This is a genomic window from Limibacillus sp. MBR-115 (assembly GCF_040549425.1).
Classification (GTDB): Bacteria; Pseudomonadota; Alphaproteobacteria; order Kiloniellales; family CECT-8803; genus Limibacillus; species Limibacillus halophilus.
In genome coordinates this window covers 131,344-150,722 of the sequence record NZ_JBEPTJ010000008.1, presented here as the reverse complement: position 1 = coordinate 150,722, position 19,379 = coordinate 131,344, and the positions used below count along the sequence as shown (strand labels likewise).

The window sequence follows — 19,379 nt, the reverse complement described above, 5'->3', positions numbered from 1 at the left end:
TTTGCGACACCAGTGGGATTTATTTGGAAACGGCGCCCGCGAGGCGCTCCACTGCGGCGATGACCTCCGCATTCGAGAAGGGTTTCGTAATGTATAGGTTGGCGCCACACTCGAAGGCCGTTTCACGATCTTCGCGCTGGCCTTTTGCCGTCAGCATAATCACCGGCAGGTGCTGGCCGCGCTTGTCCGCACGCAAACGGCGTAGAATTTCAAAACCGTCTAGTCCGGCAAGCATTACATCAAGAATCATGACATCCGGCGAATCGGTCAGTGCCGCTTCCAGTGCGGCCTGACCATCCATCTCCGTGGTCACGATGAACCCTGCTCGCGCAAAAAGAAACGTCAGAGATTCAACAATATTCGGCTCGTCCTCGGCCAATAGAACACGTTTGGGCATCGTGCTGGCCTTCCTCCCATCTTAATGTTGCCCTAAATTTCTTGGGTTTTGATTTTGTATTCTGGGCAGGATGGTAGGCGATCATTTCGCCGATGTCTTCAATGGAAAGATCCAAACTGCTGAAGGACTACCCTGCAAAGGGGTCTTCGACCCGATGCCCGCAATCTTTGCGTGGGCAGATTCGGCAGGCAGGCCCGACCTCTTCGACCGGTACCATGGGGCCAGGCGCATAGATCGTCTTGCGCGCATCCGCTTCACTCATGACCAGCATATCGGTGACATAGTGTCGGGGTTTGCCAAAACCGGTCGGTCCGATATTGCGGGCCCTTGCAAGGAACACGAAACGGGCTCCCGTGGGAAAAAGCGCGCGCTGTCGGATGACGGCTTCCGGCGACTGTTGAGCTCGGTAGAGAACCCACAGAGGGCAGGCGGAGGCGTAGCGAGGTGCAACCAATCCGGCAAGGCTGCGCATTTCTAGAATCGTGCCGGCGGCATTTGCGCAGAGATAGCCAAATTGAGGCACCGTGTCTTCTCGCGGTAAGGCTGTTAGGCGCCGACAGACTGTTTCAATATCGAGCGAAAAGGAGTCAGCCAATGCCTCAATATCGTAACCAAGCAACTCTGCCGTCGGTTGGAAGGAATCTATTGGTGCAAGGATTGCAGCGACGGCGTAGTTAACGAGGAGTTCGCGTGCACGGTTGCGCGCCGTAAGGGTTTCCAGTTCGGGCTGACCGTCGACAATGCCCTCTATTAGATCGCAAAGTTTTTCTTCGGCCAAAACGCGGGCTTTCTCGTAGCGTGGCTTCGGCAGGGAGTCGCTGATGACGCCCAGGTTGCGCGCTGCGTCTTCAATCTCCTCGAAAAAGTTGTCGCGCGCATCAAAAAGCGCATCAACTTCGTCCAGGGGCGTCAGATTCCGGTCGGTTTCCTCGACTTTATCGAAATAGGCGGCAAGGGCCTCACCGATTGAAGAAAGGGTGCGGCTCTCATCATGGATCATGCTGAGAAAACGGTCCCGGTCCACAGCGGAGATATCCGGGAAATCCTTCAAAATCTCTGCGGCCGACCGGATGGCGGCAATTCGGGTCAACATGCGATGAACGGTTTCACCAAGAAATGGGTCGTGAGTTAACCGGTCCGCGAGCGCACGGGCGGCCTCCGTTGCCTCGTGTTCGGATCGGGATAGCGCCGCGATGGCGCGCGACCAACCGGGATAACGCCCGATCAACTCGTCTACACTTTCTGACTCGACCTCGATGCCCTGGAGTTCGGGCGCATAGGCGATTTCCTCAAGGGCTTCCAGCAATCGATACTCGGCTGCGCCGTCGAGTTGGTCCAACTCCAATCCTAAAGCTTCCGCCGCGCGGCGAAGCAAGCTTCCAGCAATGCCTCTTTTGTTATGTTCGATCAGGTTGAGGTAGGAGGGCGAGATGTCCAACTTTTGGGCCAGCGCCACTTGCGTGATACCTAACGACCGCCGCCGCTCCCTAAGCCTCGTACCAACCATCACTTTTGGCATCGCGCTTTCCCAGTATTCCCAGCGGTTTAGTTTGCTATCTGTAAAAAAATTTACAGATTAACGCTATCTGCTGTCTAAATATTGACAGAATTTATCAATAATTTCAAATGGTTATTGTTACATTGACAAAACAAGATCATCCTATCCTTGGCGCAGATAGCGCCCATTGAGTGGGGTCGGGCCCAAGAAGACGGCGCCACCAGCTAATTCAAACATAATCTTGGGAGGATATTGATGACTACGTTTTCCACGAGCCGACGTGGGCTGCTCAAGGGCGGTGCCGCGCTGGGATTGGGTTTTGCTGCGCCGACAATTCTGACGAGCAAAGCCTTTGCCGCCAGTTACACAAACGAGCCCAAAGGCTCCACGGTCACCTTCGGTTTCAACGTTCCGCAAACGGGTGCCTACGCCGACGAGGGTGCCGACGAACTGCGCGCCTATGAATTGGCCGTAGAGCATCTGAATGGTGAGGGTGACGGTGGAATGATGGGTACTTTCTCGTCCAAAGCGCTGAAAGGCAATGGCGTGCTTGGAAAGAAGGTTGTGTATGTCACCGGTGATACGCAGACCAAGTCCGATGCCGCGCGCGCTTCCGCAAGGCGCATGATCGAAGCCGATGGCGCGATCATGGTTACCGGTGGTTCCTCGTCCGGCGTTGCGGTTGCCGTTCAGGGCCTCTGTCAGGAAGTTGGCGTTATTTTCATGGCCGGTTTGACGCACTCCAACGATACAACGGGCAAAGACCGAAAGGCCAACGGCTTCCGCCATTTCTTCAATGCCTACATGTCCGGTGCCGCGCTGGCGCCTGTGTTGAAGTCAAACTACGGGAGCGACCGCAAAGCCTACCATCTGACGGCCGACTACACCTGGGGCTGGACGCAGGAAGAATCCATTGCCGCCGCCACCGAGGCGTTGGGTTGGGAGACCGTCAATAAGGTTCGCACGCCATTGGGAGCAGGTGATTTCTCGCAGTACATCACGCCCGTCCTGAACTCCGGAGCTGACGTCCTAATTCTCAATCACTATGGCCGTGATATGGTGAACTCGCTTACCCAGGCGGTTCAGTTTGGCCTGCGCGACAAACAGGTGAATGGCAAGAATTTTGAAATTGTCGTGCCGCTTTACTCGCGCTTGATGGCTCAAGGCGCAGGCAAGAACGTGAACGGCATCTTCGGGTCGACGAACTGGCACTGGTCATTGCAGGACGAAGCCTCGCAGGCGTTCGTAAAGTCCTTCGGTCAGAAGTATGGCTTCCCGCCCAGCCAGGCGGCGCACACCTGCTATTCCCAGGCGATCCTTTATGCCGATGCTTGTGAGCGTGCGGGCACCTTCAACCCCTGCGGCGTTGTCGAGGCGTTAGAGGACTTTGAGTTCGATGGGCTTGGCAACGGTCCGACACTCTATCGCGGCGCTGATCACCAGTGCTTCAAGGACGTGTTGGTGGTGAAAGGTAAGGAAAACCCAAGCTCGCAGTTCGACCTGCTCGAAGTGGTCGAGGTTGTGCCTGCGGCGAATGTGACCTACGCCCCGGATCACCCAATGTTTGCGGGTGGCGACCTGGGTTCGTGCAACGCCGGCGTCTGATTGTAAGAAGCCCAGTTGAGACCGGTCGCCCGATCGGGCGGCCGGTCGTTCCCACGGCCGAGGTTTAAAAAATGGATGCGATTCTTCTGCAGATCCTAAACGGCTTCGACAAGGGTAGTGCCTATGCGTTGATAGCCCTGGGCTTGACACTCATTTTCGGAACCCTGGGTGTCGTTAATTTTGCTCACGGCGCCTTGTTTATGCTCGGTGCGTTTTGCGCTGTAGCGGTAAACAAGCTTCTGTCGCTCGATATTGTCACCTTGAGCGAGACGCAGACGACAGCGTGGGGTACGCCGCTGGAAATCCGAACGCCTTATGCCGAGGTCTGGTTCGGCGAAATCGGTTCGGTCCTGGTCGATTACTCGGTGCCGCTTTCCATCCTTGTGGCGATACCGGTGATGTTGATCATCGGCGTGGTCATGGAGCGCGGCCTCATCAAGCATTTTTACAAGCGCCCCCACGCCGAGCAGATTTTGGTGACCTTCGGGTTGGCGATTGTGCTCCAGGAGATCATCAAGGCTTGGTTCGGCGCAAACCCAATCCCGCAACCCGCGCCAGGATCACTTAGAGGGATGATTGATTTCGGCGCGGCTGTCGGGTTTGAAGCGGGCAGCGTCGTTTATCCTTTGTGGCGGCTCGTTTACTTCCTTTTTGCCTTTGTCATCATTGGGGCAGTCTTTGCGTTCTTGCAGTTCACCACCCTCGGCATGGTAATTCGCGCCGGTATGGCAGATCGCGAAACGGTCGGGCTGCTGGGCATAGATATTGATAAGCGCTTTACGCTTGTGTTCGGAATCGCGGCCGTGGTCGCAGGCCTGGCAGGCGTCATGTACACACCGATTCTCAGTCCCGACTATCACCTTGGGATGGATTTCCTGGTTCTCAGTTTTGTGGTCGTCGTCGTTGGCGGCATGGGGTCGTTGTCGGGCGCGGTTCTGGCGGGCTTCTTGCTGGGTATTCTCCAGAGCTTCGCATCAATGAACGAGATTAAGCAGGTCATACCGGGTATCGATCAAATTATTATCTACCTTGTTGCCGTCGTTGTGCTCTTGGCCAGACCGCGTGGTCTTCTGGGGCGCAAGGGCGTGATGGAGAGCTAGAACATGATAGAAAAAACCTCTCCACGTGCGGACCGAATTCTCCTCCTGGCGTTTGTTGCGGCGGTTCTGCTCGGTCCGATTCTCCTTGCGCCCTTCGGCGCTGGTTACCCGGACCTTTTGCAGAAGTTTGCTATATTCGGCATCTTCGCAATCGGCTTTAACATCCTCTTCGGCCTCACCGGATATTTGTCATTCGGGCACGCTGCTTTCCTGGGCGTCGGCTCCTATGCGGCGGTTTGGTCCTTCAAGCTGTTGTCGATGAATGTCGTGCCCGCGGTGATCTTCGCGGTGATCGTGGCGGGCCTTTTCTCAGCCGTCATCGGCTATATCTCCCTGCGGCGATCCGGCATTTACTTTTCGATTCTGACACTGGCCTTTGCACAGATGTCGTACAATCTAGCCTATTCGGTTCTGACACCGATCACCAACGGCGAGACCGGACTGCAGATCACGCTCGGCGATCCTCGGGTTCTTGACAGCGTTGCCAATGATGGTGGTCTGCCGGTCACCAATCTCTTCGGCCTGGCAATGAACCAGACCTGGGAGACAGCTTTGCTCGGGATGACCCTGCATTTCAACACCGGGTTCTATTTCTGCGCGTTGTTGCTCATTGCCGCCTTTTATATCTCGATGCGGATTTTCCGATCACCGTTCGGCATGATGCTGCGGGCGGTGAAGTCGAATCAGAACCGTATGAGCTACACGGGGCTCAATATTCGTCCCTATATGCTGTCGGCCTTCATGATTTCCGGCATGTATGCCGGCCTTGCAGGTGGGTTGTTGGCGGCGACGGACCCGCTGGCTGGTGCTGAACGGATGCAGTGGACCGCGTCGGGAGAGGTTGTGCTGATGACCATTCTGGGTGGCGCCGGCACCTTGATCGGGCCGGTGCTCGGTGCGGGAATCATCAAGTACGCGGAGAATGTCTTCTCATCCTTCAACGATCAGATACTCGCCGGTTTCTTTGACTTCCTACCTGATTCCCTGGCTTCGGCATTGGTTTGGGCTGCAAGCGCCTTCGTTGGCGATGGCTGGCAACTGACCTTGGGGATCATCTTCATGGTGATCGTCACCTTCCTTCCAGGCGGCCTGATGGAAGGCGTCAACCGGATTCGGAAGTGGCATGAACAGCGCCAAAGGGGCAATGACCTGTCCTCTTGCAGCGCCAAACCGGCTGAGTGAGGAGACGAAGGATGGCAATTCTCTCCGTACGCAACGTCAACAAGAACTTTGGCGGTTTGGCCGCGCTTGCCGACGTCAACTTGAAGGTCGAGGAAGGCATGGTCCATGCCATCATTGGTCCCAACGGCGCTGGCAAGTCGACATTGCTGAACTGTTTTGTCGGCCGGCTCGATCCGGATACCGGCTCAGTCGACTTCGACGGTACCTCGCTCCTCGGTCTCAAACCGCACGAGATCAATCAGGCCGGCATCAGCCGGGTCTTTCAGACACCTGAGATTTTCGGCGAGCTGACTTTGGTTGAAAACGTCATGATCTCCGCTTTCGCCAAACGTGACGGGGCCTTCAAGCTTAATGGTTGGCAGGAAGTGTGGCGCGCGCAAGACATACATGGGCTTGCCATGGAGACCCTCTCCGACCTTGGACTTGCGGGGTTTTCCCTCAATAACGCCGGACAGCTTTCGCGGGGCGACAAGCGTCGCCTGGAACTGGCCATGTGTCTGGTTCAAAAACCCAAGTTGCTACTGCTGGATGAGCCGACTGCGGGCATGGCCCGCGCAGATACGAACCGTACCATCAGCCTGCTCAAGGAAATCGCCGGGCGGGGCATCACCATGATTGTCATCGAGCACGACATGCATGTGGTGTTCTCTCTCGCGGATCGGATTTCAGTGCTATCACAGGGCACGATAATCGCCGAGGACCTGCCCGAGAAAATCAAGGGGAACCCGCGCGTGCAGGAGGCTTATCTCGGTGGGGCACATTTATGAGCACCACAAGATCGATGCAATGCCGGAAGGGAGGAACGCGATGAGTCCGTCCGCAGCCAGCGCGACAATCGGGGCCAAAGAAGCCTCGGATTCCGCTTACGTCTCAGTGCGTGGCATTCACGCATACTATAACGAGAGTTACATCGTACAAGGTGTCAGCTTTGACATTCGCGAGGGTGAGATCGTGGCGCTTTTGGGGCGCAACGGTGCTGGAAAAACCTCCACCCTGCGGACTCTGGCAAGAGTCGACAATCCCGCTTTGCGGCAAGGGGAGATATGGCTTGATCAGAAACCTCTGCACCAGATGAAAGCCTTTGAGGCGGCGCAAAGCGGTATCGGATTGGTTCCAGAAGATCGCCGCATTATCTCGGGCCTGACGGTCGAGGAAAACCTGCAGCTTGCCCAGATTGCGCCGCCGAAAGGTTGGTCGATCGAACGGGTGTATGAACTCTTCCCTCGTTTGGCAGAGCGTCGGCGGCAGGATGGTGTCACGATGTCTGGCGGCGAGCAGCAGATGCTGGCGATCGCCCGCGCGTTGGTGCGTGATGTCAAGCTGCTCCTTCTTGACGAACCCTACGAGGGGCTGGCTCCGGTTATCGTACAGGAGATCGAAAAGACTCTACAGCAGATCAAGGGTCTGAGCATGACGACTATCATCGTCGAGCAAAACGCGATTGCGGCGCTGAACCTGGCAGACCGAGCTATTATTCTTGATATGGGCCAGATTGTTTTCGACGGCACTGCAACAGAGGTTCTCGAGAACGCCGAACTACGCCAGGAATACCTTGCGATCTGATCGAACCCGCGAACAATTGCTTCGTGATCCCAACGCGCGGTCTTTATCGAACAACAGAAGAAGCTCGCCCGAATCATCGGCGCGCGGGAACGCAATACTAGGGAGTAGGCTAAGAGGGTTCGAAAAGGGGCCGGTGTGAAAAACAGCCGGCCCCTCTTTTCTAGTGACCGACGACCTTTCGATAGAGATGCCAGGTCGCATGCCCCAACAAGGGCATGACGATGATCAAACCCAAAAGGGCGGGCAGTGAGCCGAGGACCAAGCTACCGGCCACGATCATGCCCCACACCGCCATGGTTTTCGGGTTGGCGCGAACAGCACGAACCGAGGTTTCAATGGCTTTGTTTACGCCGACGTTCTTGTCTAGCAGCAGAGGAAAGGACACGACGCTGATCGTCAGAACGAGAAGCGCAAAAAGGAACCCGATGCCAAACCCGAAGATGATCATTGCCCAACCGGCGGAGGTCGTGAAGACATCCCCTATGAAGGCGCCAATTGCAACGGGTGGCTCCGGCCCCAAAGTCGCCGCGTAGACCGCATAGGCAGCGCCCAGCCAAACCAGAAAAATACCAAGCAGAACGAGACCTAGGGCGATAATGGAGGTGAAAGCCGGGGCGCGAATTACACCAAAGGCATCGAGCCAGGTGACCTTGTCGCCTCGTTCCCGACGGCGGCTGATTTCATAGAGCCCCACCGCCGCTACCGGCCCAATCAAAGCAAACCCTGAAAGGAGCGGGAAAAGGAGCGGCAGCATGTCGTAGCCGAACAGCAACCGCGATAGCACCAGACCGGCTACCGGATAAATGATGCATACGAAGATGATATCCGTTCGATAAGCACCCAGGTCGGCGAACCCTTTGACCAGTGCGTCCTTCAAATCGACGATTTCGATACGCCTGATTGTTAATTCGGATTGTTTGGCTTCGTCGGGGTGGCGCAAATTGTGATCGGCTTTTTCGATCACGCCACCTACGGCTTTGACTTCATCCATGACCCACTCGATTGGATTGCGGATGTGGTCTTTCGAGTCCATATCGCTCCTCCCGAACTTTCTGGTTGGTGACCTTTGTCGGACCGCTGATCGAACAGAACCATTTTTGTCGATCCTGGCGGCGGCGAAGCCCACCTTGTCTTGAAGCTTACCTCAATTCTCGACCGTCGTCCTCAGCTATCCGGTTTCCATAAGTCAGCCATGCCGAGCGGCTTGGGCTTGCTGGTGTTTCAATAGGGTAAGCCAAAGACATGCAAGACCCAAAGACTCCAGCTAAGGGCAGCGGCACCGCCCATCGTTGCCGCCACCGCCATGCCGACGATACTGCGATCCTTCATTGCTAATTCTCGCGCTGGCTCAACGGAGCACGCGGTCGGTCCTTCAAAAGATCAACCTCCTGCGCCAAAGAACAGATGGCGCGTGAACAGAGTGTGCTCCGATTCAATCGCCATGATGCCGACAAAAACCAACACCGCCAGCGGTGGCACGAGGATCGCATAGATCAGCGCCAGCCGCTCCCAGACCATATGCATGAAGACCGCGACGATAAGGCCTGCTTTTAGCATCATGAAAATCAGGATGAGCGTCCATCGCAGATACCCTTCAAACTGGAAGTAATCGACCATGTAGGAAAGAGCGCTGAGGACGAAGAGCCAGCCCCAGACCACAAAGTAAACCTTGAGCGGGTGATGCTGGCCATGATCCGGAGCCGCTTGGTTCGCGGTTCCCGGCGAAGAATGTGCGGCTTGTGTCATATCATCCCCCCTCACCAAAGATAAAAGAATGCAAAAATAAACACCCAAACCAGATCGACGAAGTGCCAGTAGAGGCCCATAACCTCGACGGACTCGTAGTTGCCTTTCCGGCTGGTGAAAAATCCCTTTTTCTCTTCGTCGTACTCGCCGCGCCACACCTTGCGCGCGACGATCAACAAGAAGATCACGCCGATGGTCACGTGAGTCCCGTGAAAGCCGGTCACCATGAAGAAGATTGATCCGAACTGCGGTGCGCCCCAGGGATTACCCCAGGGTCGAACACCTTCGTGTATCAGCTTACTCCATTCGAATACCTGCATGCCAACGAAGGTGGCTCCAAGGGCCGCCGTCACCAGCAGTAGGATCAAGGTCATGCGTCGGTTCCTGCGATAGCCGTAGTTGACCGCCAGCGCCATGGTGCCGCTGCTGCTGATCAGGACGAAAGTCATGATGGCGATCAGGATCAGAGGGATGGACTCGCCGGCGATGGTGAGGGCGAAAACCTCGCTCGTATTTGGCCAGGGATCGACCGTCGACATGCGCACTGTCATGTAGGCGATCAGGAAGCAACTGAAGATGAAGGTATCGCTCAGTAGGAAGATCCACATCATGGCCTTGTGCCATGACGCCGTCTTGAAGGATCGCTGATCCGCAGACCAGTCAGCTACGAAGCCTCGTCCACCAGGTTGTAGCGCCGCGGAGGCCGCGGCATGAGGTGTCGAAGAGGATTCTGCCATGTCAGGTCTCCCAGTCTATCTAAGCCCACAAAGGACGAGCAGAGCGTTCAGGTTGTCGTTGTCCGAGAACAGCAAGCCAAAGAGGATCAACCAAATGATGAGAAGGAAGTGCCAGTAAGTCGTGCACAGGCGGATTCGAAGGGCCATGTCCTGCGTGTTCGGGCTCTGCCAAAGCACTTTGGCAGTTCGCCTCCAGGCTACCAGCCCACCCATCATGTGCAGCGCATGCAGTGCGGTGATGAGATAGAAGAATGCGACCGCAGGGTTGGTGATATCGAATTCAACAGCGGCGATCATCTGCCTCCAGGCTAGGAGTTGCCCAATCAGGAAGGCGACGGCGAAGAGCCCGGCCACAAGCATACCAACCTTCGCATTGTCCACGCGATCGCGGCGAATGCTGAACAGAGACCACTGAAAAGCAATGCTGCTTTGGATCAACAGCCCCGTATTGAACCACAGAATCCACTGGGATGGCGTCGGGCGCCAATCCTCGAAGAGCATGCGGTCTGCGTAGGTGATGACCAGAAGCGCGAACAAAACCGAAGCGATACAGAGGAACATCCGAAGCCCGACCGTGGCAGCCGACAAATCAAAGCTCCGCCCCCCGTCTATCGCGGGGTTATCGGATCCTACCCATGGCTTTTCCACAAGTTGGTGGAAGATGTTCATGTTGCCTGCTCCTTGGTTATGCCACTCCTGGGGTTATGCCACTCCCGGCTTATGCCTAATCTTGAGCATCGCTATTCCGCCGCACCCCCTCGAACCGCGCTGGGCGGCATGTTCTGGGGCAGGAAGTCGTCCTTTGCTCCGGGCACGCTGTAGTCGTATGGCCAGCGATAAACGACCGGCAACTCATCGCCCCAGTTGCCGTGTCCAGGGGGCGTTTCCGGCGTCTGCCATTCTAGCGAGGCTGCATTCCAAGGATTGCCGCCGGCCGGTTTACCTTTGCGCAAGCTCCATACCAGATTGAACAGGAACATGATCTGCACGGCACCGACGATGAAGGCGGCAATGCTGACGAACTCGTTAATGGTCACGACGGAATGGGAGATGAAAGGCATGTCGCCCAGCTCATGATAGCGGCGCGGGACACCCATCAACCCGAGGTAATGCAACGGCAGGAAGATCGCGTAGGCACCCAGGAACGTCACCCAGAAGTGTATCTGGCCCATCGTCTCGTCGAGCATCCTTCCGGTGATCTTCGGATACCAGTGATAAATGGCGCCGAAGATAACCAAAATGGGCGCGACACCCATCACCATGTGGAAATGGGCAACCACGAACATGGTGTCGGAAAGTGGGACATCCACCACGGCGTTGCCCAAGAAAAGGCCCGTCATGCCGCCGTTCACGAAGGAGATGACGAAACCCAGCGCAAACAGCATCGGCACCGAGAAATGGATGTTTCCGCGCCACAGCGTCAGTACCCAGTTGTATACCTTCAGAGCCGTCGGAACGGCGATGATCAGGGTCGTCGTGGCGAAGAAGAACCCGAAATAGGGGTCCATGCCGCTGACGTACATGTGGTGTGCCCAGACGATGAAGCTGAGACCGCCGATGATGACAATCGCCCAGACCATCATGCGATAGCCGAAGATGTTCCGTCGGGCATGAACGCTGATCAAGTCGGATACAATTCCAAAAGCAGGGAGGGCGACGATGTAGACCTCCGGATGCCCGAAGAACCAGAAGAGGTGCTGGAACAGGATCGGGCTGCCCCCTTGGTAGTCCAGCGCTTGCCCCATCTCAACGATGGCCGGGACGAAGAAGCTTGTGCCGAGGATACGATCAAACAGCAGCATGACCGCGCCGACGAAGAGAGCCGGGAAGGCCAGCAAGGCCAGCACGCTGGCGGTGAAGATGCCCCAAACGGTCAGTGGCATGCGCATTAGTGTCATTCCGCGCGCGCGCGCCTGAAGCACAGTTACGACATAGTTCAGGCCACCCATCGTAAAGCCGATGATAAAGATAATCAGCGAAACCAGCATCAGGATGATGCCCGCGCCGCTTCCCGGCGTCCCGGACAGGATGGATTGCGGCGGATAGAGCGTCCAACCTGCGCCAGTTGGGCCGCCCGGCACAAAGAAGCTGATGACCAGGACGATGACCGCCAGCAAGTAGAGCCAATAGCTGAGCATGTTTACATAGGGGAACACCATGTCCCGGGCGCCCACCATGAGCGGAATCAGGTAGTTACCGAATCCCCCCAGAAACAGCGCCGTGAGCAGATAGATCACCATGATCATGCCGTGCATGGTGATGTACTGGTAATACTGCTCTGCATCGATGATCGATAATTCAGGAAAGCCCAACTGCAGACGCATCAGCCATGACAGCACAAGCGCCACTAAACCGATGGCGATTGCCGTGCTGGAATACTGGATCGCAATCACCTTGGCGTCTTGGCTAAAGACGTACTTTGTCAGCCAGCTTTTGGCGTGATAGAGCTCTACTTCGGGAACTTCCAGGGGGGGTACTTCGTCCGAGGCGCCACCCGGCATGTTGTGCGTTGTATCGACCATCAGGCGACTCTCCTCGATCCAATCATTTGGCGCCGCAGATGCCGGGCTGCCAATCCGTGCGTTCCTGTCGTCACAGCAGGTCTCATCGTCATGGCTTAGCCTCCCCCTGGTTTTGTGTCAGGCTCGAAATCCGGCTTTCGCGGGCTGCCGCGGCTAACTGTGCAAAGGTCTTTTGTTCCTGCAGCCAAGCGAGATATTCGGCTTCCTCATCCACCACGACTTCGCCGCGCATCAGGGCATGGGCGACGCCGCAGAGCTCTGCGCAGAGAACTTGGAAGGTCCCGGTGCGAGAAGGTGTCAGCCAAAGGAAAGTGACCATACCCGGCACCATATCCATCTTGGTGCGGAACTCCGGCACGTAGAAGCTGTGCAGGACGTCTATGGAGCGCATCAGGACTTTGACGGGCTTGTCCAAAGGCAAGTGCAAAGCGCCACCCTGAACGACGATATCATCCTGACCGTTGGGATCGTCGGGATTGATGCCCAGCGGATTGTCAGGGCCAATGTGCTTGATGTTGGACGTACCGAGCTGGCCATCCTCGCCCGGTAGGCGATAGCTCCAGTTCCACTGCTGGCCGATTACCTCGATCTCAGTTGCCTCCGCCGGCGGTTCGACGAACTGGTTCCACACAAACAGGCCGGGAGCCAGCATCGCCGCAACCGCAACCGTTGTCAGAACGGTGAGGATAACCTCCAGCTTCTTGCTTTCGGGCTCGTACTCCGCACGGTTCCCTTTCTTGTGGCTGTAGCGGACAACGCAGTAGGCCATGAAAAGCAGAATGATCACGAACACGGCACCAGTCAGCAGAAAGGTCAGATTTATCGTGTCGTCGATGTACTGCCAGTTGGACGCGATCGGAGCCCACCACCAGGGGCTGAAAATATGAAACGCGACCGTGCCGAGAGCCACACCGATCAACATGTGCGCTACATAGTTCGGTCGTTCGCGGACCAAACCTTCCGATTCGTCGAAAGCCGCGCGAATCAAATTGAAGACAACAAGGACGCCGGCGAGGAAGACGATCAGGCCGATCCAGTAGAAAATCCCGCTGCCCGCACGGCTTGCCAAAAATAATCCCAGCAGGCTGGCAAGGCCCATACATCCGCCGAGGTTCCATCTCGCACTTTTACTCACCGTTCCCTCACCTTCGTTTTATGGGTCCGGCGTGTTTGCGTACGCCGTCCCTTCATTGTTCCAGCGGTCAAGGTTGAAGTAGCGATATGCCGCTTGCGGTCGAGCCTCGGTTTCGCGGGTTGTGGCCCCGTGAATTCTGCCTCGTCCCGAAGCCAATTGAATCGACTGAAAAACGCGTAAGGAATTCGCTCTGCGCCTGAATGTTTAGCGCAGCCTGCAAAAATCGCTGTCGTGCCGAAGCGAAGGGTAGGCGAATCGACTTGCCACCCCTGGCGGTCGGCGATCGCGTACTGGTATGCCATATGCACACCTCCAGTCCCGCCGCGCCGGGCGGACGTAGTCGCGATAGGTCAATCTGTTCCCGGACTGGCCAGCGGAAGCAAGAAGCACGCCTTGGCCCTACCAGCCTCGCCGGATCTGTTGCCCGTCACGACTGTTAATCGATCTCCGGTGTCTCTGACTCACTGCGTGATCGACGCAAAAATACTGCGCGACTTATATGCTGTGGTCAAGCGTAAGCCCTTTATTAGGCTTGTATATCTAAATCAGAATATGTTTTTTGCGATATGAGGTCCGGGGTTACGTGGGGCCTCTGGCCAACAGCCTAGGGCCATCTCTAAAGCGGCTGAAAACTGCAAAATCAGTGGCGCAGTATAGCGTTCAGGGCAGAAGAAAGCGCCTTTTCGATCTCACGTCTTTCACCCTCGTCAATCGCGGAGAGGTTGAGATGCAGTTGCATTCTCTCGGACTTGACCTCGATCACGTCCGAGGACAGATCCATGTGGTCACCGTAAATGTTTTCTATGACGTAAGGCACGATCTCCCTGCTGATACCCTTGAGCGTGATGGGTTCAAGCGCGCGCGCGGTGACATGATCCTGGACCAGGGCGTAAGTTTCATAGCTCATGACGATGCCGCCGGGCTGTGCGATGGACTCGAGCCTGGCCGCTAAATTGGCTTCGGCGCCGATGATGGTGTAGTCCATGCGGTCGTCGCTACCGAAGTTTCCGACGTTGCAGTACCCGGTGCTGATGCCCATGCGGGCGCGCAATGGGTTCTCCAGGCCACGCCGCCGCCATTCGCCCCCCAGTTCCTCCAAGCGCCGTTGCATGGTGATGGCCATCTTCACGCAAGCCAAGGCGTCTTCTTTCGCACCTCTGGTTTCGGGATCGCCGAAGAATGCCAGTATCGCGTCGCCGATAAACTTATCGACCGTGGCGCCGTGTTCGTGGGCGATCTTCGCCATCTCGGTAAAGTATTCATTCAACAGTGCGGTCAGTTCTTCAGGCTGGAGGCGCTCGGTGGTGACGGTGAAATCCTTGATGTCCGAGAAAAAGATCGTGAGTTTCTTGCGCTCGGTCGCGATTACGGCGTCGCGCGCACCGCTGAAGATCGATTTGTAAACCTGTGGCGAAAGATACTTGGAAATCTTGATCGAGATGGCTGCCAGGAAGGAGTTCGCCTCCTCCAACTCGCTGTTCATGCCTGCGAACTGTACCGCCAAACGCCATTGCACCGCCGCGAAGGCAAGACCGATGAATCCAGCAAACCCCAAATAGGTCAGCAGGTAGGTGAAGGAGAACAGATTTGCGGCAATGGGTTGGTCTATCCTGATGGATTGAATGCCACGCACGTCGCCGACCTTCCAGTCGCTTCGCGGGCTTTCGGGATGAGAGTTGTGGCAGGCAACGCAGGTCGTGCCCATGACGATCGGCACTGCCATCCGGATCTGCCGATTCAGAAGCGATCCGCCAACCTCGGTCACATTGCTGTCAGGGCGTCCGTCGGCGCGCAGCGTGTTAAGGGCTTGGCTCTCGAATGGGTCCAGCACATGCGGGACGCGCCCCTTGAAGGTTTCATCGGAGACGAAACGGTAGGTAATTCCCTCCGCCCGCTTGCCGATCACTTCGCCTAACTCGATAGACAAGGTCGCAGGGATCGGGATTCCACCCTCGATCTCCTCATAGTTATGGGCCAAGGTCGCGTTGCCATCATTGTCAAGGACCCGGCGAACCACATTGCTTGAGTAGTATCCCCGGATCTCGGAAATCATTCCGTTGAGGTCTCTGGCTTGCCGGGTCAGCGATTCGTTGGAGAGTTGGTGAAGATCGAGCCAAACGGCGACCGGCAACATAATCAAAGCCAACAGGACCACCGCTACCACGCCGACCGGATGGGAAAGCGATCGCCGTCCGGCGGCATCCACGCGTGCGAGGATGCCATCGCCCTCGCCGCGTCGTGACGCACCCGCAGATTTTTGACTGCTCATTCCCACTCCCCCAGCGCCGCCAACGCCTCGGCCTAAATGCGCCTCACTTTGACGCCGCTTACGGCCAGCCTTTCCCCTTAGGCAGCTCTCAAGGATCAGGATATACCAACTTTCACCTTGGTCGCCGTTTTTCTGCTTCTGCCTAGGTGGGCGGTGGCAAAAGCGTTTGGGGTCTGCGGGATTTTCGCAAAGCAGGTTACACTGATGGAAGCCGACAACGATCAGGGGCGATGCTTTGGACCAGGAAGCAGACTTCATCCACTCCCTCGGTTTGCTAGAATTGCCCGGCCATTTGCACGACTGGCTTCAGGATAACTTTCTGCGCCTGGAGACCTTGACGCAGGCCGGGATAATCGTCGCCGCTCTATTGGTGGCCTGGCTGTTGCGAGGCAGTGTTAAAGGTGTTCTGGGAATACCGGCCAAGCGCACGCTTACGTGGGACGCCAAGCTACACCGTGTTGCCGAAGCGCTCCCTGATCTCGCCTTTCCGATCGCACTGTTGCTCTTGATCCTTGCGGGTCGGGCCGTAGCCGAAGCGGCGGAGCTTCCCAGCGGTCTGCTGGTGGTGGCGATCAGTCTGACGGCGGCCTGGATCGTGATCCGCTTGGGCGCTGCCGTTGTGCAGAGTCCGCAAACTTCCCGCATTCTGGCGGTTTCCGCCTGGGCGCTTGCGGCCCTCAATATCTTGGGTTGGTTGGACGATACCATCAGAATCCTGGATGGAACCGCACTTCCCTTCGCAGGGCAGCGCATTACGCTTCTTGTGGCCTTGAAGGCGGCAATCCTGCTGCTCCTGCTCCTGTGGCTTGCCCGCGTGCTGACGCGCTTTGCCCGTGGACGCATCGACCGTTCCAAGATGCTTACGCCTTCGATGAAGGTTTTGATCGAGAAGTCGCTCAAGATCGTCGTCTTCTCTTTAGTTTTCCTGGTGACCCTTGATTACCTCGGTGTCGATTTGACGGCCTTTGCGGTTTTTACGGGTGCGTTGGGCGTGGGCGTCGGCTTTGGCTTGCAGAAGGTCGTTTCGAATCTGGTTAGCGGTTTCATTCTCTTGATGGATCGCTCTATCAAACCCGGTGACGTGATCGAACTGGACGAAACGTTCGGATGGGTGACCTCTCTTGGCGCACGCTATGTCGCGCTCTCGACCCGTGATGGTAAGGAATGGCTCATACCGAATGAGGATCTGATTACCCAGCGGGTCGTGAACTGGTCCTATTCCAACAAACTCCTGCGCCTGCCGGTTCGTTTCGGTGTCGCTTATCATTCGGATGTGCGCAAAGCGATGGAACTGGCGATACAGGCCGCGAAATCCGAGCCTCGCGTGTTAACGGACCCGGCACCGGTATGCCGCCTTGTCGAATTCGGCGACAACTCAGTCAACTTTGAGCTGCGGGTCTGGATCTACGATCCCGAAGGCGGTGTCATGAATGTACGCAGTAACATTCTTTTGGCTCTATGGGATCTCCTACGCCAAGAAGAGATTGAGATACCCTTCCCGCAGCGCGACCTCCACATCAAGGAAGGTTCACGGCTGGTCGTGAAGTTGGACAAGGATCAACCGGACGATCAAAAGTAGTGTGTGTCGGGAAATCTCATAGCGCCCGTCAACCCGACCGTCATTGTCGGATTTTGGCGACTCCAAGTGGGACCGCGTATTTCTTGCACCAGATGATGACTTCCGATGCCTCTTCGAGCGCGGCGGTCGCTGGTGCACTGTAGCTTTGTTCGCCGGTCCAGGATTCGAGCTTTTCGAGAATGCCGCCATCGGTTGGCTTTGATGCGTTACCCAATGCAACGTAGGCATCCGGGGCGCTATCGAGCGAGAAACTTTCATCTAGCTTGATCGTGATCGTGCCATTCTCGTTCGTAACGGAGACCGTCCCGGAGGTCTTGTGACCCGATGCGCCGGTGAAGGAGCCCTCGCCAGCAAAGGCCGGGGATGTGATGATCAAGACTGTCGCCACGGCTGCTAAAAAAGTCCGCTGGAACATGATGTGCCTCCAGATATATCAAAGGAAGTTCTGTATCTTTAACAGCTTTATCGGACTGTTGGCCCCGTCTTGCCAGTTAACATCTCGTGATGAAGCGGTGCTTACAAAGCTGGGGCAGGGTTCTACCGGAGCTAGCCGAGTGCTGGCGAACCTGCGAGTTTCACCGAGGCAGCAACTGTTACAATTTCCGTATTGTCGGCCCTTTGACACGCGCCTATTGTCATCAAACGTTGGCTTTTGAAAGCCTGTTCCAACGTGCATCATGCGCCGCAGCGCGTCGGTGTCTGGTGCTAGGCCAAAAATGGTAAAGGTACCTTTGTAACGACCTAATCATAGAACGTGCGCGCGCAGACGTTTCGGGCACCTGCCCATAAAAAGACCGCGGAAGCACCGGGGTCACGACGACAGGAGAGAATGAAGATGGAAACAAAAATCACCTTAACGCCCCGCGCCAAGCGGGCCTTTAGCCGCCGCTCCGTTCTTGGTGGTGTCGCGGCTGCTGCACTTGCAGCACCCATGATTAGCCGCCGTGCCTTGTCTTCATCGGGCGAGGTCAATGTCTTTACCTGGGGTGACTACTTCCAGGACAACATGACCGAGGCCTTCACCAAGGCGACGGGCATTAAGGTCAATGTATCGACCTATGGTTCGAACGAGGAGGCGCAAAGCAAGCTACGTGCCGCCAACGGTGCTGGCTTTGACCTGATCTTCCCATCGGTGGATACCCGTCCCAACTACGATGACGGGGACTTGCTCGCCGAGATCGACGAGAGCCGCATCAAGGTAGACAGGGTACAGTCCGCGTTGTGGCGTAATTCCCTGCGATTGGGCGCTGCCCGTCGCGGCAAACGGTACCTCGTGCCGTTCAGCTGGGGTACCGAAGGCATCACCTATGACAGCAGTGTTCATAACATCGGGCCGGGCGAGCTGTCCTATGGACACCTTTGGGCCGACGGATTGGACGGCAAGGTAGCCGCCCGTCAGAAATCGGTGCTGGTGAGCTTGGCGATCTATCTCGACTCGACTGGTGAGTTGAAGTCAGACCGCGCCATGGATTTCTATAAAACTGAAGCCGATTGCCGTCGGGTCTTCGAGGGCTGTCTGGCGTTTGCCGGTAAGCACAAGAAGAACATTGGCGCTTATTGGAACAATGCCACGGAAGCAACCGGCGCTTTCACGGATGCCGGCTGCACGGTCGGCCAAACTTGGGACACCACCGGCATCAAGTTGCATCAGGATGTCGATCCGAAATGGCGCTATGCGGCGCCCAAGGAAGGCGCTCTGGGCTGGATGGACACCGTGGCCATTCCTTCCGGCGCGGCGAACGTCGATCAGGCCTACGAGCTGATCAACTTCCTGATGACGCCCGAGATCGGCGGCATGTTTGCGAACAACACCGGCTATAACTCTGCCGCAGTGAATGCCAGCGAACATCTGACCGATGCCAGCAAGGAAGCCTTCGCATTCGCTTATCCGGGCGATGCAATCGATAACCTCTGGTGGTGGCCGATGTTCACGCCATGGTTCTCGGAAATGCGTCAGGAGTACGTTGAGAAACTGACGAACCTCTGATCTGTCGAGGGCGCGGGCGAAAATTCGCCCGCGCCTTTTTCCGCCAATGACATGGATAA

At 56.6% G+C, this 19,379-nt stretch carries 17 protein-coding genes; 7 read left to right on the top strand and 10 right to left on the bottom strand.

What is annotated here, in order from left to right; genetic code table 11:
• Positions 1 to 19: 19 nt before the first annotated feature.
• Together ABIE63_RS15360 and ABIE63_RS15355 are read right to left on the bottom strand one after the other, a co-directional pair.
• Positions 20 to 397, bottom strand: a complete 378-nt coding sequence (locus ABIE63_RS15360; RefSeq protein ID WP_183416997.1) for a response regulator transcription factor — start codon at positions 395 to 397, stop codon at positions 20 to 22.
• A gap of 127 nt (positions 398 to 524) precedes the next feature.
• Positions 525 to 1,916, bottom strand: a complete 1,392-nt coding sequence (locus ABIE63_RS15355) for a short-chain fatty acyl-CoA regulator family protein (protein ID WP_354505649.1) — start codon at positions 1,914 to 1,916, stop codon at positions 525 to 527.
• A gap of 234 nt (positions 1,917 to 2,150) precedes the next feature.
• Here ABIE63_RS15355 and ABIE63_RS15350 point away from each other — a divergent pair, with 234 nt between their 5' ends.
• The 5 genes from ABIE63_RS15350 (at position 2,151) to ABIE63_RS15330 (ending at position 7,345) form a co-directional block, all read left to right on the top strand.
• Positions 2,151 to 3,500 carry a substrate-binding protein gene (locus tag ABIE63_RS15350; protein WP_354505646.1) on the top strand — a complete coding sequence of 450 codons (1,350 nt, stop codon included), beginning with the start codon at positions 2,151 to 2,153 and terminating at the stop codon, positions 3,498 to 3,500.
• A gap of 71 nt (positions 3,501 to 3,571) precedes the next feature.
• Entirely contained in the window at positions 3,572 to 4,600 is a 1,029-nt protein-coding gene (locus ABIE63_RS15345) for a branched-chain amino acid ABC transporter permease (protein WP_183417000.1), read from the top strand.
• A 3-nt stretch (positions 4,601 to 4,603) separates the two neighbouring features.
• Positions 4,604 to 5,782, top strand: a complete 1,179-nt coding sequence (locus ABIE63_RS15340) for a branched-chain amino acid ABC transporter permease (RefSeq protein WP_354505644.1) — start codon at positions 4,604 to 4,606, stop codon at positions 5,780 to 5,782.
• Positions 5,783 to 5,793: 11 nt separating this feature from the next.
• Positions 5,794 to 6,549, top strand: a complete 756-nt coding sequence (locus ABIE63_RS15335) for an ABC transporter ATP-binding protein (RefSeq protein WP_354505641.1) — start codon at positions 5,794 to 5,796, stop codon at positions 6,547 to 6,549.
• Between the two features lie 40 nt (positions 6,550 to 6,589).
• Positions 6,590 to 7,345, top strand: a complete 756-nt coding sequence (locus ABIE63_RS15330) for an ABC transporter ATP-binding protein (RefSeq protein WP_354505638.1) — start codon at positions 6,590 to 6,592, stop codon at positions 7,343 to 7,345.
• 160 nt (positions 7,346 to 7,505) lie between these two features.
• Here the strand turns inward: ABIE63_RS15330 and ABIE63_RS15325 are convergent, their stop codons facing one another.
• The 7 genes from ABIE63_RS15325 to ABIE63_RS15295 form a co-directional block, all read right to left on the bottom strand.
• Positions 7,506 to 8,378: a DUF2189 domain-containing protein gene (locus ABIE63_RS15325; protein WP_354505635.1), complete on the bottom strand. Its 873-nt coding sequence runs from the start codon at positions 8,376 to 8,378 to the stop codon at positions 7,506 to 7,508.
• A 347-nt stretch (positions 8,379 to 8,725) separates the two neighbouring features.
• Entirely contained in the window at positions 8,726 to 9,091 is a 366-nt protein-coding gene (locus ABIE63_RS15320; protein ID WP_183417005.1) for a cytochrome C oxidase subunit IV family protein, read from the bottom strand.
• 11 nt (positions 9,092 to 9,102) lie between these two features.
• Positions 9,103 to 9,828 (bottom strand): heme-copper oxidase subunit III family protein, encoded by a 726-nt coding sequence (locus tag ABIE63_RS15315; RefSeq protein ID WP_354505632.1) that lies wholly within the window; start codon positions 9,826 to 9,828, stop codon positions 9,103 to 9,105.
• A gap of 15 nt (positions 9,829 to 9,843) precedes the next feature.
• Positions 9,844 to 10,497, bottom strand: a complete 654-nt coding sequence (locus tag ABIE63_RS15310) for a cytochrome c oxidase subunit 3 (protein ID WP_354505629.1) — start codon at positions 10,495 to 10,497, stop codon at positions 9,844 to 9,846.
• A gap of 71 nt (positions 10,498 to 10,568) precedes the next feature.
• A complete protein-coding gene (locus ABIE63_RS15305) occupies positions 10,569 to 12,350 on the bottom strand; it encodes a cytochrome c oxidase subunit I (RefSeq protein ID WP_354505626.1) in 1,782 nt (593 codons plus the stop codon).
• A gap of 88 nt (positions 12,351 to 12,438) precedes the next feature.
• Positions 12,439 to 13,485 (bottom strand): cytochrome c oxidase subunit II, encoded by a 1,047-nt coding sequence (locus ABIE63_RS15300; RefSeq protein WP_354505623.1) that lies wholly within the window; start codon positions 13,483 to 13,485, stop codon positions 12,439 to 12,441.
• Positions 13,486 to 14,125: 640 nt separating this feature from the next.
• A complete protein-coding gene (locus tag ABIE63_RS15295; protein ID WP_354505620.1) occupies positions 14,126 to 15,754 on the bottom strand; it encodes an adenylate/guanylate cyclase domain-containing protein in 1,629 nt (542 codons plus the stop codon).
• Positions 15,755 to 15,989: 235 nt separating this feature from the next.
• Here ABIE63_RS15295 and ABIE63_RS15290 point away from each other — a divergent pair, with 235 nt between their 5' ends.
• Positions 15,990 to 17,333, top strand: coding sequence for a mechanosensitive ion channel family protein (locus ABIE63_RS15290; RefSeq protein ID WP_183417010.1), 1,344 nt, complete (start codon positions 15,990 to 15,992; stop codon positions 17,331 to 17,333).
• A 40-nt stretch (positions 17,334 to 17,373) separates the two neighbouring features.
• Here ABIE63_RS15290 and ABIE63_RS15285 read toward each other — a convergent pair whose 3' ends face one another.
• On the bottom strand, positions 17,374 to 17,748 hold the full coding sequence (locus ABIE63_RS15285) for a DM13 domain-containing protein (protein WP_183417011.1): 375 nt from the start codon (positions 17,746 to 17,748) through the stop codon (positions 17,374 to 17,376).
• A 420-nt stretch (positions 17,749 to 18,168) separates the two neighbouring features.
• Here ABIE63_RS15285 and ABIE63_RS15280 point away from each other — a divergent pair, with 420 nt between their 5' ends.
• The gene (locus ABIE63_RS15280; protein ID WP_183417012.1) at positions 18,169 to 19,320 is read left to right on the top strand and encodes an extracellular solute-binding protein; all 1,152 of its coding nucleotides are present in this window, start codon (positions 18,169 to 18,171) and stop codon (positions 19,318 to 19,320) included.
• The last annotated feature ends 59 nt before the right edge of the window (positions 19,321 to 19,379 follow it).

What these genes read in the sequence shown, in the direction of transcription:
- ABIE63_RS15330 (WP_354505638.1), top strand. Translation starts at nt 6,590, where the DNA reads ATGAGTCCGTCCGCAGCCAGCGCGACAATCGGGGCCAAAGAAGCCTCG.
- ABIE63_RS15295 (WP_354505620.1), bottom strand. Translation starts at nt 15,754, where the DNA reads ATGAGCAGTCAAAAATCTGCGGGTGCGTCACGACGCGGCGAGGGCGAT.
- ABIE63_RS15315 (WP_354505632.1), bottom strand. Translation starts at nt 9,828, where the DNA reads ATGGCAGAATCCTCTTCGACACCTCATGCCGCGGCCTCCGCGGCGCTA.
- ABIE63_RS15325 (WP_354505635.1), bottom strand. Translation starts at nt 8,378, where the DNA reads ATGGACTCGAAAGACCACATCCGCAATCCAATCGAGTGGGTCATGGAT.
- ABIE63_RS15335 (WP_354505641.1), top strand. Translation starts at nt 5,794, where the DNA reads ATGGCAATTCTCTCCGTACGCAACGTCAACAAGAACTTTGGCGGTTTG.
- ABIE63_RS15285 (WP_183417011.1), bottom strand. Translation starts at nt 17,748, where the DNA reads ATGTTCCAGCGGACTTTTTTAGCAGCCGTGGCGACAGTCTTGATCATC.
- ABIE63_RS15355 (WP_354505649.1), bottom strand. Translation starts at nt 1,916, where the DNA reads ATGCCAAAAGTGATGGTTGGTACGAGGCTTAGGGAGCGGCGGCGGTCG.
- ABIE63_RS15350 (WP_354505646.1), top strand. Translation starts at nt 2,151, where the DNA reads ATGACTACGTTTTCCACGAGCCGACGTGGGCTGCTCAAGGGCGGTGCC.
- ABIE63_RS15345 (WP_183417000.1), top strand. Translation starts at nt 3,572, where the DNA reads ATGGATGCGATTCTTCTGCAGATCCTAAACGGCTTCGACAAGGGTAGT.
- ABIE63_RS15305 (WP_354505626.1), bottom strand. Translation starts at nt 12,350, where the DNA reads ATGGTCGATACAACGCACAACATGCCGGGTGGCGCCTCGGACGAAGTA.
- ABIE63_RS15310 (WP_354505629.1), bottom strand. Translation starts at nt 10,497, where the DNA reads ATGAACATCTTCCACCAACTTGTGGAAAAGCCATGGGTAGGATCCGAT.
- ABIE63_RS15320 (WP_183417005.1), bottom strand. Translation starts at nt 9,091, where the DNA reads ATGACACAAGCCGCACATTCTTCGCCGGGAACCGCGAACCAAGCGGCT.
- ABIE63_RS15340 (WP_354505644.1), top strand. Translation starts at nt 4,604, where the DNA reads ATGATAGAAAAAACCTCTCCACGTGCGGACCGAATTCTCCTCCTGGCG.
- ABIE63_RS15360 (WP_183416997.1), bottom strand. Translation starts at nt 397, where the DNA reads ATGCCCAAACGTGTTCTATTGGCCGAGGACGAGCCGAATATTGTTGAA.
- ABIE63_RS15280 (WP_183417012.1), top strand. Translation starts at nt 18,169, where the DNA reads ATGGAAACAAAAATCACCTTAACGCCCCGCGCCAAGCGGGCCTTTAGC.